The organism is Marinomonas sp. (assembly GCF_965225885.1).
Taxonomy (GTDB): Bacteria; Pseudomonadota; Gammaproteobacteria; order Pseudomonadales; family Marinomonadaceae; genus Marinomonas.
In genome coordinates this window covers 4,073,675-4,091,455 of sequence record NZ_OZ245329.1, presented here as the reverse complement: position 1 = coordinate 4,091,455, position 17,781 = coordinate 4,073,675, and the positions used below count along the sequence as shown (strand labels likewise).

The window sequence follows — 17,781 nt, the reverse complement described above, 5'->3', positions numbered from 1 at the left end:
AATGATGAAAACGAATGTTAGTTGGCAAGAAGATGTGCATTTTACCGCTGAAACTGGCTCGGGTTTTAAGGTGGAAATCGACGGTAATCAGGTTGCTGGCCCGAGACCTATGGAGCTCTTGCTTGCAGGTTTAGGAGGCTGTACTTCTTATGATGTGGTTGGGATTTTAAAGAAATCGCGCCAAGATGTTGTTTCTTGTGTGGCTCAGATTGATGCTGATCGAGCGGATACTGTTCCTGCTGTCTTTACTGAAATTCGAGTGCATTTTGTCGTTACAGGTCGTAATTTGAAAGAAAGTGTTGTTGCTCGGGCGGTTAAGCTGTCTGCGGAAGAGTATTGCTCCGCCTCTTTAATGCTAGAAAGAGGTGGTGTGAAAATTGTTCATAGTTTTGAAGTGATTGAAGTGGAATAAAGCATTACTTGATAAGAGTGTTTTAAAAAAGAGCTGAGAGGCTCTTTTTTTTGATTATTTTTCTGTCACTTAAAGTAGTGGTGTCCCCACCAGGACTCGAACCTGGAATAGCTGCTTAGGAGGCGGCCGGTATATCCTGTTTACCTATGAGGACTTATTCTAAAAACGAATTTATACCTGAATTGTATCGATAATACAAATTTAAAATAGGTATGGCATTGATTTTTATGGTTTTTTAAGCACGACCTAATGTGTGTTTACTGCTTATTGGGCGGGTCGAACCTCTGGCGGTATAAACTTTGTTTTTACTACTGTGGCCCTGAAGAAGCTCGTACAGGTGTTTGTTACGTTTTTGAAGGGTATTTAGTATCCGAGCGTTGGTGTTGTTTTTAACTTTGCAGCTCTGCAGTAGGTTTTCGCATTCTTTCATTAAAAGGCGTATGTCATCCATAGAGCTATCTTGTTGACTAAGCCAGTGTTTGAATTCTTCTTCGGTAGGTTTTTTTCGATCAACTATGTCAAACTTTATGAGTATATTGACTCTTTTCTCATTAAGTTGGTTCATTTCATCGAGGAGGGCTTGTTTTTGTTCAGACAAGTCGATAATGGCTTCACTATCGACTTCCCCGTAGGCCAGCCTTTCTTTATCAAGAAGCTCTGATATGTTTTCTAGTATCTCTTTGCTTCTGATGAATATTGGGGCGATAGGGATCATAGGGCAAACCGTTTTCAGACTGTAGAGAAACTACAGTCTAGAATAGCGAATCCATAGAAGCCATATTATTCGCTAGCTTCTGCGTATCTATCTTGTATTCGCCCGCTGCAATAGCGCTTTTGATTTGCTCTACTTTATCCATATCAACATCAGGCAAGCTGTTAATTTTAGATTGTTGACTTTGTAACGTTTGCGCAGTGCCGCTTAATTTTACGGTGTCCTCTGCTAGCGTGCCACCACTTCTAACGGCACTTTGCTTTTCTGTTGCATTACTCGCAACATCATCTTTCTGCGTTCGTTCACTTTTATTTATAGCGCTTTGATTTGATAGACCTGAGAAATGTATTGCCATTGGGTTTTCCGCCCTTAAATGATTTGCCTGTCTATGTTGTCGGCAGGGTCTAAAGATACTTTAATGAAAAAAACAAAAAAGAATTCATAGGCTGCCAATTAGTATAATCAATAGTTTACAAGAACCTCACTGTCAGTTACAACTTTGGCGTATATAATTCGTCCAGAACTTGTGTTTTTAATGCGTATTTGTTGGCCTTTGACTCCATTTTCTAAAGCAACACCGTTCATTCTGACTATAATAGTGCCACTGCTTGCTGTTATAAGTACAGAATCTCCCTTTTTTACAAGGGTTGGTGGGGTGGTTAAATCGTCCGTAATAAAAGTGTTGATACGTAAGTTGCGTGAAGCTACAAGGCCATAAGGCGGGCTTTTCTTTGTGTAGATATGTCCTCTTAGGTTGGATATGTCTACTTCGCCTATGTCAGTGTTTGATTTAGTAATGATTTGGCCGCGGTTGATTGGGGTGATGGTTTTTATTGCTGGGATCGTGATGGACTGAGTGACTGGTATATAGGATTTCCAAGTTGGCGATTCACAGCTAATTTCATAGCTGGTGCGTTTGGTAGCGTCTGATCTTTGATTGCTGATCTTAATGGATTTACTTTCACAGTCAGGTAAGTAATTGAGAGCGGCAAGATTATTTAATGTGATGTTGATGGTGGCATCAGGGTATATCTCTGATAACCGAGGAATCTCTACTTGATTTATGTAGCGATTGATTTGCTCTTCAGTAGAGACGGCAAATGTTAAGCCTGTTTGGAGACAAATGAAGGCTATGCTTAGCCTTATGATTCGCATGATTCGTTCTCTTTGTTTATTATTACGTTATAAATAAGATAGTTAGTAAAATATTTGAATTCACTTTATCATTGGATGATGCATTTTAACAATTTTGAGGTAATACCTCAGTATAATGTTTACACATTTTGGAGGCGTTTATGGCTGGAGTTTTGGATACTGTTAACCAACGTACATAGCTCGTAGGAGAAAACCGACTTGAATTGTTGTTGTTTCGCTTAAATGGTAAGCAAATTTACGGCATCAATGTCTTTAAAGTGAAAGAGGTGTTGCAGTGTCCTAAATTAACCACTATGCCTCATAGTTCTCCAGTGGTTAGAGGGGGTGCTCACATTCGTGGTGGTACCATTCCTATTTTGGATTTGGGTTTGGCAACAGGCGCAAGTCCAATAGAAAACATTAGTCAGTGCTTTGTTATTATTACTGAATACAATCGTCGAATTCAGGGTTTTTTAGTGCGCGGAGTTGAGCGCATTGTAAATATGAATTGGAGTGATATTCAGCCGCCGCCAAAAGGTTTGTCGAATGATAACTACCTGACGGCTGTATGTCAGGTCGATAAAGAAATGGTGGAAATTATTGATGTGGAACAGATCCTTTCTGAGGTTGCTCCTACGCGTCAAGATATTTCTGATGGTATCGTTAATGCAGGCGTGACAGAAAATGCTCAGAAACATCATATACTCATTGTGGGTGATTCTTCCGTTGCACGTAAACAGATCAAGCGTTGTATGGAACAAGTTGGCTTTGCTACGACAGTTTTAAATGATGGCCGTGAAGCGCTTACTTATCTTCAAAATATGGTTGCGGAAGGTAAGGATGTGACTAAGGAATTTTCCATGGTTATTTCGGATATCGAGATGCCTGAAATGGATGGCTATACGCTAACGACCGCGATTCGTAACGATAGCCGTTTGCAGGATCTGTTTATCCTTCTTCATACCTCTTTGAGTGGTGTATTTAACGAGGCTATGGTTAAAAAAGTGGGAGCAGATGGCTTTTTGGCGAAGTTTCAACCTGACGAACTCGCTCGATTAGCAATAGAAACAGTGCAAGTACAATCTGAGTAATGTTTGAGCTCTTTGTGTAGAGTCCTATTAATTTGAACCTGTCACTTATGGAGTTTTGATGCTCAGTAGTACAAATGCAATTACACCTAATGGCTATATCAGGTTCAGAGACTACCTGCAGAAAGTATGTGGGATCTCGCTGAGTGACAATAAACAATATTTGGTCGCCAGTCGTTTAGGAAAAATCTTGGAGAGAGAAGGTTTTTCCAAGATTGAACAGTTGGTTGACGCCTTGGAGCGATTGGGTGGATCTAAGTTAAAAGAAGAAGTCATTAATGCGATGACGACGAATGAGACTCTTTGGTTCAGAGATACTCATCCTTTTGCAATTTTAAAAGACAAAGTATTGCCAGAAATGACTGCGGCCCCTTTAAGAATCTGGTCTGCGGCGTCATCAACTGGCCAAGAGCCTTATTCTATAAGCATGGTGATAGAGGATTTTAAGTCTTCTCGGCCTGGTGTTTTAAAGGCTGGTGAAAAAATAGTCGCAACAGATATTTGTACCAATATCCTTCAGCATGCTAAGCAGGGTGAGTACGACAGCTTGGCTATTGCTCGTGGTCTGGGTGCGGATTTGCAGCGCCGTTACTTTGATAAAATAAATGACTTAACTTGGAAAATTAAACCGAGTCTTAGTTCTCGCGTAGAATTTAAGCACTTAAACCTAATAGAACCGTTTTCCATGTTGGGTAAATTTGATGTGATCTTTTGTCGAAATGTACTGATTTATTTTACTGTTGATCTTAAATTAGATATTTTGAAAAGAATGCATGCTTCTTTAAAGCCTGGTGGGTATTTATTTCTTGGTGGTTCTGAAGCTCTGAGCGGTTTATCTGACTACTTTGAAATAGTTCAATGTCATCCCGGTATTGTTTATAAAGCTAAAACTTTATAAACAATAGACCCGTCTAGTTTTGATTGTTGTTTAAAGCCTGTCTAACTGTGTTAGGCAGGCTTTTTTGTCTCTGGTGTTCTATCTTTGATATTGCCGCTTTTTGCCGTTTGTATTTTATTTATAGTTAACTTATTGAAAAGTATTGGTTTTATTTTTTGGCATCATAATTGCTTTATGTTTGCTGTATAGATTAATAATTTTTTAACTGGGGCTTAAATGGCTATATCTTTTGCAAGTGCATTTGCTGGACACGACAAAACGCTGGAGTTTAGAAGCGCGAGAGCGGCTGTTCTTGCAAACAATATTGCGAATGCCGATACACCAAATTTTAAGGCAAGAGATATTTCGTTTGATTCTCATATAAGTAATGAGCAAAAAAGGTTGCAACTTACAGGCACGAACTCTCGTCATATTTCAGCTGAAGGGGTTGCGGGTGAGCCTGATGGTTTGTTGTATCGAAATGCTAATCAGCCATCTCTAGATGGTAATACGGTTGATATGCAGAGAGAGCAAGCTGAATTTGCACAGAACTCATTACAGTTTGATACGAGCTTTATGTTCTTGGATCGAAAAATTAATGGTATGAAAAAAGCACTTGCTGGGAATTAATAACGATGTCATTGAGTAATATTTTTACCATATCTGGATCAGCAATGAGTGCTCAAACTGTTCGTTTAAATACGATTGCGAGCAACATGGCGAACGTTGATAGTGCTGCTAGTTCAGCAGATCAGACTTATCGTGCGCGTAAGCCTGTGTTTTCAAAAATGATGAACGACAGTATGCGTCAATATGGTTGGAATAACGCAACGGCAGATAACAGTGGTGCGGGTATTGGTGTAAAGGTAGATGGTATCGTGGAATCTGATGCCCCTTTGCAACCAAGATATGAACCAGATCACCCAATGGCAAACGAAGATGGGTATGTGTTTTATCCGAACGTAAACCCGATGGAAGAGATGGCCGATATGATGTCAGCTTCTCGATCTTTTCAGACGAACGTAGAAATTATGAACTCAGCCAAGAGTATGATGCAGAAAATGCTCACACTTGGGCAGTCATAGGAGCTGACAGATGGCAAATATATCTGATTCCAAAGGTCTTGGTGGGTTAATCTCCCAGTATGGAACCGAAGCGGCTAAATCGAAGGCGGGTATTGAAAAGCCTGAGGTGAAAAAAGATGAGGCTGCGTTAGCGGATCAAAATGTTTTTTTAAAGCTCTATATTGAGCAACTTAAGGGACAAGATCCAACGGCGCCCCAGGACACTAATGACATGGTGGCACAAATGTCTCAGTTTAGCTCTCTTGAGAGGCTAACTAGCATTTCGGATCAGCTAGAGAATATGGCGACCTCACTTACTTCTAATCAAGCACTCAGTGCTTCAACTTTAGTGGGTAAGTCTATTTTGATGGACGGCAATAAGGCGAAGGTGACTGATAGTTTGGAAGAGGTTCAATTGAGAACCGTGATACCAGAAAACTCACAGTCAGCAACATTGAAAATATACGATGCAGATAACCGTCTTGTTCGTACTGCCATGCTTAGCTCCGGTGAGTACAAATGGGACAAGCTAGATGATGACGGAAATACTTTGCCGTCTGGTGAATATCGTTTTGCCGCCTCTTCAACCAATGATAAAGGTGAAGTGTCGGCTATGAATACGCAGCTTCCAACGCGAATTCAAGGTGTCACCATAAATGGTGAAAATGGCACAGTTTTGAATGTGGAAAACCACGGTAAAATCAAACTTACGAATGAATTAGAAATATTAGGGTGATTGGAGAATATTATGGGATTCAATACTGCACTATCTGGCATTAAAGCGTCTGCCGATTATTTAAGTGTTACCGGTAATAACATTGCCAACGCCGACACTACGGGCTTTAAAAAGTCACGTATTGAGTTTGATGATCTCTACAACACAAGTGTTCTAGGTGCCGGAAGTGGTAACAGTATTGGCTCGGGTGTGAGTGTTAGTAAGGTTTCTCAAGAGTTTGCTCCAGGTAACCTCTCTTACACCGATAATAACCTTGATTTGGCGGTTGATGGATCGGGTTTTTTTGTATTAGACGCTGGCGTTGCTCAGATTTACACAAGAGCGGGCAACTTTAAACTGGATGAGAAGGGGTTCTTGGTTACTAATACGGGGAGTAATGTTCAAGGCTTTAATGCGGTAGATAATGTCGTTGGAGGGAACTTAGAAAACTTAAAAATTCCAACGGATCGAATTGCGCCTGAGGCAACCACTTCCATGGAATTGAAAGTGAATTTGGACTCAGATAGTAAAGATGTGCCACCTTTCATTAGTGTTGATTTTGATCCGACTAACCCTGATTCGTACAATTACACTCAAACACAAGGTGTTGTTGATGCGAATGGTAGAAGTCATGTTGTGACCTACTATTACGCTAAAAGTGAGTTGCCAAATACCTATCAAGTTCATGTCACTGTGGATGGAAATTTAAAAGATGATGCTGGTGTTCCATTTATGGGAGAGACTTACGCCACTTATAACACTGCTGAAGGTGGTGTGGATTATAATGGTGACGGTGTTCTTGAACAGCCAAATCAGCTTCTTTACCTTGGCGCGGCTAAGCCTGGTGCGGCAGATATTGCGGCAATGACACAAACACCTCTAACGGTTAACGGTACATTGGGTGGTGTGGCTATTACTTCAACGCTTGCGACTGCTGAGATACGAGATAACAGCTCCGTTGCACGTGAGGCATTCGACCCTTTGAATGTTGATTCTTATAACTATGGTAATACTCGAACAGTTTATGACTCTTTGGGTGGAACTCATACATTAGGTTATTACTTCATTAAGCAAGGTGAAAATAATGATTATGAGTTGCGTGTTACCTTGGATGGTAAAGAAAGTTATACAGATCCATTGACTGGTAATGAAACGCGCTTTTTGAAAGAGAATACGTCGGTAGGGTTTGATGCTGCGGGTAACTTACGCGGTACTTATAGAGGTTTGCCTCCTTATGATGTCCCTCAGCCAATCAATTTGGAAATTACAGGGATTGATCCATCTAACCGCGGAAAAGTGACGCCTTTAGACTTGTTTGGATCAACCCGGTTTGCTCTAGAAAATACCGATACATTTGACCAAGATGGTTTTTCGGCGGGCGAACTTCAAGGGGTTTCTTTTGATGAGGATGGTTTGTTAGTGGCAACCTATTCTAACCAACAAACGGCAACTCTTGGCCAGATTGCTCTGGCAACCTTTGATAGTACCGACGGTCTTATTCCTAATGGTCACACCGGTTGGCTTGCTAGTAAAGGTTCAGGTCCTGCGGATATTGGTCGTCCAAACAGCGGTACATTGGGACGAATTCAAGGTGGGGCATTAGAAGAATCAAACGTTGATCTAACCGCTGAATTGGTTGCCCTTATTGAGGCGCAGCGGAATTATCAAGCAAATAGTAAAACATTAGAAACCGAAAATACGGTCACTCAAACGATTATAAATTTACGCTAATTTTCTGGAGAGAGAAGATTTAATGCCGAAACAGCTTAGCTGTTTCGGCTTTTTTTTACCAGTTTTTTAAGTTGGTACGATTCTTGATAGTAGTTATTGCAGTAACGCGAATTTTTCTGGGAGAGTCGTAGTGGATAAGGCTTTATATTTGGCAATGAGTGGTGGTGTGCAAACCATGAATGCTCAAACGATACACGCTAACAATCTTGCAAATGTCAGTACAACAGGCTTTCGTTCTGACTTTGAACAAGCTCGCTCAATGCAGGTGTACGGTGATTATTACCCTAGCCGTGTTTATGCTATGACAGAAAATCCAGCTACACGCTATACACAAGGCGACATGATACAAACAGATCGCAATCTGGACGTTGCTGTCAATGGAGATGGTTTTATTGCTGTATATGATGAGAAGGGGCAAGAAGCCTACACCCGAGCGGGAGATTTGCAGATTAATGCCGCAGGGCAGCTGGTAACAGGACGAGGATTGCCTATTGCTGGAGTGGCTGGGCCGATTTTTTTGCCGCCTCTGGATAGCATTAGTATCACAGCTGATGGCTCAATTTCTATTATTCCTCAAGGTGGGGCAAATAACGAAGTCGCAGTGATTAATCAGATAAAGCTGGTTAATCCGGATAAACAAAATTTACGCAAACAAGAAGACGGACTGATTCATACGCGTGACGGCCAGCCGCTTAATGCTGACCCAAATGTACAGCTAGCAAGCGGGTTTATCGAAGGGAGTAATGTTAATGCGGTGGAAGAAATGACGCATATTATGAACCTTGCTCGTCGCTTTGAAATGAATGTCAAGATGATGGATACCATTCGAAATAATGCGGATTCTTCAGCTCGAATATTGCAGCGCCAGTCTTAAGCACAACTAATATTTAAGTAAAGAATAACGGAATTTAAAAGAGGCTTTTATGAATTCAGCATTGTGGGTCAGTAAAACCGGTTTAAGTGCGATGGATAAGCAGTTAAACGTCGTAGCCAACAACTTGGCAAACGTATCAACAACAGCGTTTAAGAAAGATAGGGCTGTATTTGAAGATCTAATGTATAAAACAGTACGGGCACCTGGCGGTTTGAGTGCACAAAATGCTGAGCTACCATCTGGCTTACAATTAGGTACTGGTGTGAAAGTAGGGGCTTCGCAAAAAGACTTTTCCAATGGTGACTACAATATGACGGATAGGCAACTTGATATTGCTATCCAAGGTAAAGGTTTTCTACAGGTTTTACAGCCAGACGGAACGATTGGCTATACTCGTGATGGCAGCCTTCAGTTAAATAGTCAGGGGCAGCTTTCTACATCTGGTGGATTGGTCGTACAACCTGGTATTCAGATAGACCCTGATGCGATTGAAATTATGATTGCTGAAGATGGTATTGTATCTGTGCGTAAAAGTGGTAATGCCGATGCTCAGCAAGTTGGTGCGATTAATATCGCTGGATTTATTAACCCAACCGGACTGAATTCCGCAGGGCAAAATATTTTTACTGAAACGAACGCTAGTGGTCCGCCATTGGTTGGCGTGCCTGGTACTGACTCATTAGGTACAATCGGTCAGGGTATGTTAGAGGCATCCAACGTGAACTCTATCGAAGAATTGGTCAATATGATTACTACGCAAAGAGCTTATGAGATGAATTCTAAAGTCATCGCGTCTGCAGATGGTATGATGAGCTTTGCAATACAGCAGTTATAGTAACGTGTGGAATATGATGAAGATTAAATTTGCTTTTTTGGTTCTGTTTAGTGCTTGCTTGTCCGGCTGTCTTTCTTGGGATGTGAACGAGCAAGCTGTTGCTAATGCAGCGGCCGCAGGTGCTGCAGGTGCTCTGACGAATGCTGTAGTCGATGCTGTCAACAATAACAACAACGAGACGCCACCAGAAGAGACAACGCCACCTGAAGAGCCGCGAAAAGGCTATGTACCTGATCCTAATGATCCATTGAACGGACCAAATATTACGCAGTCAATTCAGTCTGATGATCCTTACTACGCGCCTGTTTATCCAAACGGCATGAGCCCTTCCCAAGCGCCGACGGGCGGTATTTATCAGACTAGTATGGGGGATGTGTTTTTTGGTGATCAAAAAGCCAGTAAGGTTGGTGATATATTGACGATCAACCTGAATGAGACAACAACATCGACCAAAGCAAATGCGGCAACGGTTTCTAAATCTTCTTCTGCGACGATTGAAAATCCAACTGTTTTAGGTCAAGAGCTTAGAGTGGATACAACACTTCCACAACAAGGCACAGATTTTTCGGGGAATGCATCGGCAAACCAAAATAATAGTTTAAGCGGGACAATTTCTGTCACGGTATACAAGGCATATCCTAATGGGTTGTTGGCTGTGCGTGGAGAAAAATGGCTGCGTTTAAACCAAGGGGATGAATATATTCGCTTCTCTGGTATGGTTCGAAAACAAGATATCTCTCCCAGTAATACTGTTGAATCTGAACGTGTTGCGGATGCGAGAATTACCTATTCAGGTACTGGCGATGTTGCGGCAGGAAGTGAGCAAGGTTGGGTGAGTCGTTTGCTTAATGCCAGTAATATGCCTTACTAATTTAATGATCTAATAGCTCAGAGGTTTGTTCCTCTTGAAAGGTGATGCGATGAAGCACATAGCGCTAATTGTCTTATATTTTTTATCTTTTTCTGTTCAGGCTGAACGCTTGAAGGACATTGCTAGTGTTCAAGGCGTCCGAGAAAACCAATTGTTTGGTTATGGTTTAGTAATAGGTCTGAATGGGACTGGTGATAGTACTGCATTTACCAATCAAAGCTTTGCTAGCATGTTGTCTCGTTTTGGTGTGACCTTGCCAGAAGGTGTAAATGCCACCTCTAAAAACGTGGCTGCGGTTTCTCTGACGGCGACCTTACCCGCTTTTTCTAAACCCGGTCAAAAAATTGATGTCACAGCATCCTCTATTGGTAATGCCAGTGCGCTTCGTGGTGGAACACTACTTTTATCGACATTAAAAGGTGCTGATGGCGCTGTGTACGCTATTGCGCAGGGTAATCTGGTTGTAGGTGGGTTGGGCACCAATGGTGCTGATGGATCGAGAACGTCGGTCAATGTTCCGACCGTTGGTCGTATTCCAAATGGCGCGAGTGTAGAGCGTATTGTTCCAAGTAGCTTTAATACTGGCGACACCTTGACCTTCAACTTAAATCGTCCTGATTTTACTACGGCAAAACAGGTCTCTGATAAAATTAATACTCTTCTAGGGCCAGGTGTGGCAACGACATTGGATGCAACGTCTATTCGAGTTTCGGCACCACGAGATCCTAGTCAGCGTGTGACTTACTTATCAATTCTAGAGAATCTAGATGTTGAGGTGGCTGAAGAGCGTGCTCGTATTGTTATTAACTCCCGGACTGGGACTATTATTATTGGTCAGCATGTGAAAGTGTCGCCTGCGGCAATTACTCATGGCAGTTTGACGGTCACCATTAAAGAGGTGCCTCCCGTTGCAGGCAAAGACGGTACGATGACAGGAGGAGAAACCATTGTATCGCCTAGGGCTGGGATTGAGATTGCTCCAGACAGTGGTCATATGTTTGTTTTTGATCCAGGTGCTTCATTGAATGATATTGTTCGTGCGGTTAATCAAGTTGGTGCTGCACCGGGTGATGTGATGGCTATTTTAGAGGGCTTAAAACAAGCTGGTGCAATTAATGCAGATTTAGTGGTGATATAGGTTTTTCTATGAATTCAGTGCCACCAAAGCAAGATTTTTTTGCTGATTTTTCGACGTTAACAGCTTTGAAAACTAAAGCCCAAAAAGACCCTGATGCCGCATTAAAAGATGTTGCTCAGCAATTTGAATCCATCTTTATTAATATGTTATTGAAAAACATGCGTAGTACAAATGAAGCAATTGGAAGTGGCCTTTTTTCTAGTGCTCAAACCAAGCAATACCAAGAGATGATGGACTCTCAGATGTCTCAGAGTATGGCAAAATCAGGTGGCATAGGATTATCCGAAGCGCTTATTCGTCAATATCAAACTCAGCAACAAGGTCTTGTCAGTTCTCCTGAAGCAAAGCAGCGAGGTGACACCGACTTCCTTAATCAAGTGGCAAAACAAGACTTGGTAAGAATTCAAGCTTTAGCTCATCGTGCATCCGCCGAATTTATTCAATCGGTTCAGCAGGAGGCTGAGCAAAAAGCACAAAATCTTTCTGCAACCGAGGGGGCTTCTGCGCCATCGGCTGTTTCTGTTGTCTTTAACTCTCCGGATGAGTTTGTTGAAAATCTTTGGCCTCATGCCCAGCGAGCAGCAGAAAAATTAGGTGTTAATCCGAAAGCGATATTGGCACAAGCGGCGCTTGAAACTGGTTGGGGAAAGTATCCTATTGCTAAGGAAGATGGCGCAGCAAGCTTCAATTTATTTGGTATTAAGGCTGATAATCGCTGGCAAGGAGATCGAGCAGTTGTGAATACTTTGGAGTTTCGAGATGGCGTGGCAAAACGTGAAAAAGCGGCATTTCGTGCTTATGATTCTTTTTCACAAAGCTTTGAAGATTATGCTGATTTTTTGTCTACCAGCGAGCGGTATAAAGATGCCCTTGAAGCAGGAGATGACGCGTCAATGTTTGCCGCTTCTTTGCAAAAAGGCGGCTATGCAACGGATCCTAAGTACTCTGACAAAATCGATAACATCCTTTCTAGTAAGTGGTTTCAACGGTTGTAAAAATTTAAATTCCCCAATCTCTCAGTTTTGGTAAAGTTTTTGCATAAGTAGTGATTAGAGCGAAAAAAGATCTAATGGTTACTTTTGAAAACGTACTAGGGGTGTGAGCTATGGGCTCAAGTTTATATTCAATTGGTTTGTCTGGACTTCAGTCTAGTAATGCCCGTATTAATACCACAGGGCAGAATACATCCAATGTGGATACCGAGGGCTATAGCCGTCAAAGAACCGATACCACTAGTTCGCCTGTTGGCGGCGTTGTTCTTCGCGATACGTCTCGTCTTGTTGATAACTTCGTTAGTGCTCAGATGCGCTCAGATACGTCGACGTTTTCTTATTATGATGCTTACCAGTCAATGATATCGACTTCGGACAATTTATTGGCCGAAGACAGTATTTCTTTGAATACTTATCTCAATAAATCTTTTGATGCCTTGCAAACAGTTAATAATGATCCAACTTCTGCTTCATTAAGACAGTTGGCTCACTCTAGTCTTCAAAACCTTGTGCAGCAATATCATGTGTTGTCTGGTGTGGTGAGCGACCAAGAAGGCTTGGTTGATGAACAGTTAGCTTCTTCTCTGGAAGACGTAAACGCAATTACCGCGAAAATTTCTAAGTTGAATGGACAGATTCTGCAACAAGAAGGTTTATCTATTTCTCCGGCTAATGAGCTTCGTGACCAACAAGAGCTTTTAGCGAAAGACCTATCTAAATACCTAGATATTAATGCTCAATTTAATGATAAAGGTTTAATGACAATTCAATTGGCTAATGGTCAGCCTTTGGTAATGGATCAACATCCTACCGAGCTAGTCGTTAGACCTGATCCATTACAGCCAAAAAAAATTGATTTGGTTGTAAGCTTTGGTGACTATGACGTTGGATTGAAAACAGAGGGACTAGGCGGAAGTGTTGGTGGCTTGATTGACTATCGGTCCGAATTTAGTGTGTATGCTGATAGAACCTTGGGTCAGCATGCGATTGCATTGGCCGATGCCATGAACACCCAGAATAAAAAAGGGATTGATGCTAACGGTGAATCTGGCAAGGATTTATTTTCCTTGGGGAAAATCAATGTTTACTCAAGCGCTGATAATATTCATAAGACCAAAAATATCTCTGTCAGAGTGACTGATGGGCAATCGGCTAAAATTACCAAAGATACTTATGAATTAACTAGAACAGATGACAATCATTTTTCTATTAAGAAATTTGATGTAAACGGTAAATCAACTGAGAAATCCATTACGTTTGATCCTAGTATGTTAGCCAAAGACAGTGACGGCTATTTTAAAATTGATGAGCTTGGTATTGATCTTCGTCTTGCGAATCTTAATGAAATCGATAGTGACGATATTTTTCGCTTTACGCCAACAGAAGGTGCTGCTGCTGGCTTGTCTTTGTTCGCGAAGAATGGCGAGGCGTTAGCATTGAGTACGCCTATTGCGGTGAACACGAGTTCTGACAATTTATCAGATGCGAAAATATCACTGACATCGGTGACCAACACAAACCCAGAATCCTCTGCTTTTTCAGCTGAAGGGACGCTTTACCCAAGTGCGCCGCATGATATTTATTTCACATCACCGAGTTCCTATGTGGTTCGTGATGCATCTGGTGTTGAAATTGCGTCAGTGAGTAATGTCACTCAGTATACGAAATTGCTAGAGCAAGCCGGTTTGTCTGATGAGGCGGGTTTTGATGTATCAGTCTCGTCTAAGCCGCATCGCGGTGATGTGTTTACGATGAGCACCGATAACTTAGGTGTGTCTGATAACTTCAATGGTCTTGCATTGGCAGACTTGCAGAATAAATCTCTTGTCGCAGGCAAAGCCACTTTGATGAAATCTTTTTCTGGTTTTATTTCTTATGTTGGTAGTAAAACGGCCGAAATAGAAGGTCATGCCGATGCCAGTAAAATTGTAATGGATGAAAGTGTCGCTCGTCGGGATAGATTGTCTGCGGTTAGTCTTGATGAGGAAGCTGTCAATCTTTTGAAGTATCAACAATCTTATTCCGCTTCAGCTCAAGTAGTAACGGCTGCTCGAACAACGTTTGAGACATTGCTTGGGATTATGAGGTAAGTTTATGCGTGTAACGAATAATTTAATTTACGGCCAAGCAAGCAAGTCCATTGGTCAAGCCAATGAAAAAATCCTTGATGTTCAAAGCAAGATTGGTGCGCAAACTAATATATTAAAACCAAGTGATGACCCTGTTGGGGCCAGTCAAATTTTATTGTATGACGGTAAAAACCAAACGTTAAGACAATATGACGAGGCTATGAAAATGGCCACTGGGAGCTTGGATTATCAAGAAGTTGCTCTAGAGAGCATGAATGATTTTTTAGATACGGCTAGAACTCTGTTCATACAGGCCCAAAATGATATTAATACCCAAGCGGATATTAATGCGATTGCTCATGAGATTTCTTTAATTACAGAATCTATGGCAGATTTAATGAATTCGAAAAATGCCGATGGTAGCTATATTTTCGCCGGCACAGATACACAAAGTCCTGCTTTTGTATTGGGAAGTGATGGACGTTATCGTTGGTCGGGGAATGAAGGGCAGAAATACGCTCAAATATCTGAAGATTTAAAGATTCCTGTTTCTAACTCTGGTAAAGCCTTGTTTCAAGATATTTGGACGAATCACACCTTTAACGCAAAGATCGTTGCTGGCAATGTCTTAATGACAGATAAGATCCAAGATCAGGCCGATTTAGATGCGTTTATGGCAAAGAACTATGATCCTGAACGCCCAGAGTTGAATAAGTATCAACTTAGAACCTTTTACCCTGAAGGTGAAGGGCCTGCGCCTGACGCTAAAAATGCGGATAATACTAATAATGATACAGATGAAAAACTGGATAACTACCATCAGTTTACTGGCATGCCAGCAAATTATGTTATTACGAATAGTAAAGGTGAAGAGGTAGAGTCTGGCTCTTATACTATTGGTAAGCCAATTGTTTTTTCGGGAATGTCCTTTATATTAGAGGGCGAGCCAGGTGCTGCTGTTGATATTACTCTTAAAAAACCTGAGAAAGATAACGTCCTTAATCAAATTAAAGACTCGTTAGCGGTTTTGACGGATGTGAATACCACCTATGAAGAGCGAGAAGCTGCTTTTTTTAGTGCGACTTACAGTATTAACAATGCTCAGCAAAGAGTTGGCGAAGGTCGATCTGAAATTGGGGCAAGACTCAATATGATTAAAGATCGAGAAGATTTCAGCTCTGCTAATCAATTATCCAATACGGTTGCTCAAAGTCGAGAAGGTGAATTGGATATGGGAGCTGCTGCGACAGAGTTGTCCATGAAAGAATCTGCGCTTAGTGCATCGCAAAAAGTATTTTCTCGTATGAGTAATTTGTCTTTATTTAATCAGATGTAATTTCTAAGGTAAAAGGTATGCAAGATGTCAGCATTTAAACTGGAGTCCTGTTTTGGGGCTGATATCAATGTTGGGTATTTCGACATGGAAGAAATACTCGGTATATTAGGCATAAAAAAAGAAGTTATTGGCTGTAAAAGAGTTCAAAGCATTATAAAAACTCATGGCAGAAAAGATCGTTTAGTTGGCATTGCTATGCGCCAAGTAGCGTTTGATGAACTCCGTCCTACTCTGGATTCTCCATTCCTTCCTTATGATCCGTTTTTCTCAGATGATAAATTACTTAATAGTCGGCGTGAACGTTTGTACGATTCAGAGGAACGACTTCTTCTTTTGTGTATGTCGATTGCATCTGGTCGATCGGTTGTAAGTGTAAAAAAACTGAATCCTGGTTTTACCACAAAAGAGTTACGCAGTAAGCATGCCAAAAAGCAAAGCCTATTCCGCTATTTTAGACAAGAATTAAATGATCAGACGAGAGAGTATATTCTTAGTCATAAAACTCGATCTGATAAAAATAATAGCAACACTAATGGCAATGATAGTGTTGCTAAAATTCCGACTACGCCAGTAGATACAAATTTCCAAGCCTTAAAGGCGGAAGCTGCGTTAAAGAAAGCACTGGAAACCAGGTTTATTCCCACTTCATTTGATGATGAAACAATAACGGCTTTTAAGCTTTTCAAAGATGGTCATGCTCTATTATCGGCACAAGTTGAACGTTTTAAACGGGGCGAACAATTGGACATGTTTGAACTCATGAAGTTCTGTCGTCGATTGGTTGAATCTCATACGCGTAATAATTTTTCACTAATGGCTATTCGGCATATAAAAGATGCGTCTATTTATTTGGAGCAGCATGCAATGGGGATGGCTGTTCTTGGTATTCATTTTGCTAAAGCTATGAAGTTGTCTAATGCTTATGTTGAAGTTATTGCCCTCGGTGCTTTGTTGTTCGATTTAGGGCGTTTTCGTTTGCCAATGGCCATGGTGACAAAAACAACGAAAATGACAGACGCTGAGTTTGATCTATTTCGCAAACACATAAAGTTTGGAGAATAAATCTTGCAAAAATGCGAGAATGTTCCCAGAGCGGTTTATCAGATGTTGTCTGATCACCATGAAAAAGTAGATGGTTCAGGTTATCCAGAAGGCAAGCAAGATCAAGAAATCTCTGTGTATGGGAAAATCGCTGCGATAATTGATGCTTATGATGCAATGACATCTGAGCAATCCCATAAACCTTCAATGGGACCAATTAAAGCTTATCGGCAAATGCTAAAAGAATCAGGTTTGGCGTTTGACAAGCAATTATTGGCTGTGTTTTTAAAGAGTATTGGTAGTATTCCTGTTGGTTCTTGTGTTTCTTTGTCCAATGGCCGTGTTGGTTTTGTATTAACCCTTAATAAATCTTTTAAGCCTTCTTTAGTTCGCCAAGTGTATAGCGTAACGAACAAGGCGTTTATTGAGGCGTCGGATATTGAATTAAACAAATCTGCCAATCTCCGCACAGAAGTGGTGATTGAAAAAGAAGTGGATCCAGAAGTCTTAGGGCTGCAATTCATTAATCACATTTCGTAATTCTTCTCAGTCGACTAATGTCTGCAACGTACTAATGTTCTGTTATTTCTTTTGTAGTTTATTTTGATTTTTTTAAAGGCGGCATTCTTCATGAGTGCCGCCTTTTTTTGGCCCGGTTTTTACTAAATGTAAGGTTTTTTACTGATTCTTTAACTTTAATTCTAAAGTTATCTCCCCTTTGTTCGATAACCGTTTGTACGTTTTTTTGCGCTTATAACAAAATAAAAAAAGCATAAAAAAGTACAAAAAATATTAAAGGTTGCCACTCTTGTGTCGATAACTTTAATAAGAGACAAAAACCCCAAAAAATAAATTAAATCAGAGGGTTGTCTTACGGTTAAAATTCTTAGGA

General features: G+C 41.0%; 18 protein-coding genes, 1 tRNA gene and 1 pseudogene. 16 read left to right on the top strand and 4 right to left on the bottom strand.

The window, feature by feature from the left end:
• The first annotated feature begins 4 nt into the window (after positions 1 to 4).
• Positions 5 to 412 (top strand): OsmC family protein, encoded by a 408-nt coding sequence (locus tag ACO05V_RS19605; protein WP_421857033.1) that lies wholly within the window; start codon positions 5 to 7, stop codon positions 410 to 412.
• A gap of 78 nt (positions 413 to 490) precedes the next feature.
• Here the strand turns inward: ACO05V_RS19605 and ACO05V_RS19600 are convergent.
• The 4 genes from ACO05V_RS19600 to flgA all read right to left on the bottom strand — a co-directional run bounded on the left by ACO05V_RS19600 (position 491) and on the right by flgA (position 2,279).
• A tRNA-Arg gene (locus ACO05V_RS19600) sits at positions 491 to 566 on the bottom strand.
• A gap of 81 nt (positions 567 to 647) precedes the next feature.
• Positions 648 to 1,127, bottom strand: coding sequence for a flagella synthesis protein FlgN (locus ACO05V_RS19595; protein ID WP_421855637.1), 480 nt, complete (start codon positions 1,125 to 1,127; stop codon positions 648 to 650).
• A 37-nt stretch (positions 1,128 to 1,164) separates the two neighbouring features.
• Positions 1,165 to 1,479: a flagellar biosynthesis anti-sigma factor FlgM gene (gene flgM / locus ACO05V_RS19590; RefSeq protein ID WP_421855635.1), complete on the bottom strand. Its 315-nt coding sequence runs from the start codon at positions 1,477 to 1,479 to the stop codon at positions 1,165 to 1,167.
• A 107-nt stretch (positions 1,480 to 1,586) separates the two neighbouring features.
• Positions 1,587 to 2,279 (bottom strand): flagellar basal body P-ring formation chaperone FlgA, encoded by a 693-nt coding sequence (gene flgA, locus ACO05V_RS19585; protein WP_421855633.1) that lies wholly within the window; start codon positions 2,277 to 2,279, stop codon positions 1,587 to 1,589.
• Positions 2,280 to 2,419: 140 nt separating this feature from the next.
• On the opposite strand from flgA, the pseudogene ACO05V_RS19580 reads away from it, so the two are divergent.
• From ACO05V_RS19580 to ACO05V_RS19510, 15 genes and pseudogenes are all read left to right on the top strand, one after another.
• Positions 2,420 to 3,349 (top strand): annotated as a pseudogene (locus tag ACO05V_RS19580) (chemotaxis protein CheV).
• A 58-nt stretch (positions 3,350 to 3,407) separates the two neighbouring features.
• A complete protein-coding gene (locus ACO05V_RS19575) occupies positions 3,408 to 4,244 on the top strand; it encodes a CheR family methyltransferase (RefSeq protein ID WP_421855631.1) in 837 nt (278 codons plus the stop codon).
• A 216-nt stretch (positions 4,245 to 4,460) separates the two neighbouring features.
• Positions 4,461 to 4,853 carry a flagellar basal body rod protein FlgB gene (gene flgB, locus ACO05V_RS19570; protein ID WP_421855629.1) on the top strand — a complete coding sequence of 131 codons (393 nt, stop codon included), beginning with the start codon at positions 4,461 to 4,463 and terminating at the stop codon, positions 4,851 to 4,853.
• 5 nt (positions 4,854 to 4,858) lie between these two features.
• Positions 4,859 to 5,308 (top strand): flagellar basal body rod protein FlgC, encoded by a 450-nt coding sequence (gene flgC / locus ACO05V_RS19565; protein WP_421855627.1) that lies wholly within the window; start codon positions 4,859 to 4,861, stop codon positions 5,306 to 5,308.
• 10 nt (positions 5,309 to 5,318) lie between these two features.
• On the top strand, positions 5,319 to 6,023 hold the full coding sequence (locus tag ACO05V_RS19560) for a flagellar hook assembly protein FlgD (protein ID WP_421855625.1): 705 nt from the start codon (positions 5,319 to 5,321) through the stop codon (positions 6,021 to 6,023).
• Between the two features lie 12 nt (positions 6,024 to 6,035).
• Entirely contained in the window at positions 6,036 to 7,733 is a 1,698-nt protein-coding gene (locus ACO05V_RS19555) for a flagellar hook-basal body complex protein (RefSeq protein WP_421855623.1), read from the top strand.
• A gap of 130 nt (positions 7,734 to 7,863) precedes the next feature.
• A complete protein-coding gene (gene flgF, locus ACO05V_RS19550; RefSeq protein WP_421855621.1) occupies positions 7,864 to 8,607 on the top strand; it encodes a flagellar basal-body rod protein FlgF in 744 nt (247 codons plus the stop codon).
• Between the two features lie 49 nt (positions 8,608 to 8,656).
• Positions 8,657 to 9,442, top strand: a complete 786-nt coding sequence (flgG, locus tag ACO05V_RS19545; protein ID WP_421855619.1) for a flagellar basal-body rod protein FlgG — start codon at positions 8,657 to 8,659, stop codon at positions 9,440 to 9,442.
• 13 nt (positions 9,443 to 9,455) lie between these two features.
• Positions 9,456 to 10,313, top strand: a complete 858-nt coding sequence (locus ACO05V_RS19540) for a flagellar basal body L-ring protein FlgH (RefSeq protein ID WP_421855617.1) — start codon at positions 9,456 to 9,458, stop codon at positions 10,311 to 10,313.
• A gap of 49 nt (positions 10,314 to 10,362) precedes the next feature.
• Positions 10,363 to 11,451 carry a flagellar basal body P-ring protein FlgI gene (locus ACO05V_RS19535; protein WP_421855615.1) on the top strand — a complete coding sequence of 363 codons (1,089 nt, stop codon included), beginning with the start codon at positions 10,363 to 10,365 and terminating at the stop codon, positions 11,449 to 11,451.
• Between the two features lie 8 nt (positions 11,452 to 11,459).
• The gene (flgJ, locus tag ACO05V_RS19530) at positions 11,460 to 12,446 is read left to right on the top strand and encodes a flagellar assembly peptidoglycan hydrolase FlgJ (RefSeq protein ID WP_421855613.1); all 987 of its coding nucleotides are present in this window, start codon (positions 11,460 to 11,462) and stop codon (positions 12,444 to 12,446) included.
• 110 nt (positions 12,447 to 12,556) lie between these two features.
• Positions 12,557 to 14,533: a flagellar hook-associated protein FlgK gene (flgK, locus tag ACO05V_RS19525; protein ID WP_421855611.1), complete on the top strand. Its 1,977-nt coding sequence runs from the start codon at positions 12,557 to 12,559 to the stop codon at positions 14,531 to 14,533.
• A 4-nt stretch (positions 14,534 to 14,537) separates the two neighbouring features.
• The gene (gene flgL / locus ACO05V_RS19520; RefSeq protein WP_421855607.1) at positions 14,538 to 15,848 is read left to right on the top strand and encodes a flagellar hook-associated protein FlgL; all 1,311 of its coding nucleotides are present in this window, start codon (positions 14,538 to 14,540) and stop codon (positions 15,846 to 15,848) included.
• Between the two features lie 84 nt (positions 15,849 to 15,932).
• Complete coding sequence (locus tag ACO05V_RS19515) at positions 15,933 to 16,910, top strand: HD-GYP domain-containing protein (RefSeq protein WP_421855604.1); 978 nt, start codon at positions 15,933 to 15,935, stop codon at positions 16,908 to 16,910.
• Between the two features lie 3 nt (positions 16,911 to 16,913).
• Positions 16,914 to 17,429: an HD-GYP domain-containing protein gene (locus tag ACO05V_RS19510; RefSeq protein WP_421855601.1), complete on the top strand. Its 516-nt coding sequence runs from the start codon at positions 16,914 to 16,916 to the stop codon at positions 17,427 to 17,429.
• Positions 17,430 to 17,781 lie beyond the last annotated feature (352 nt).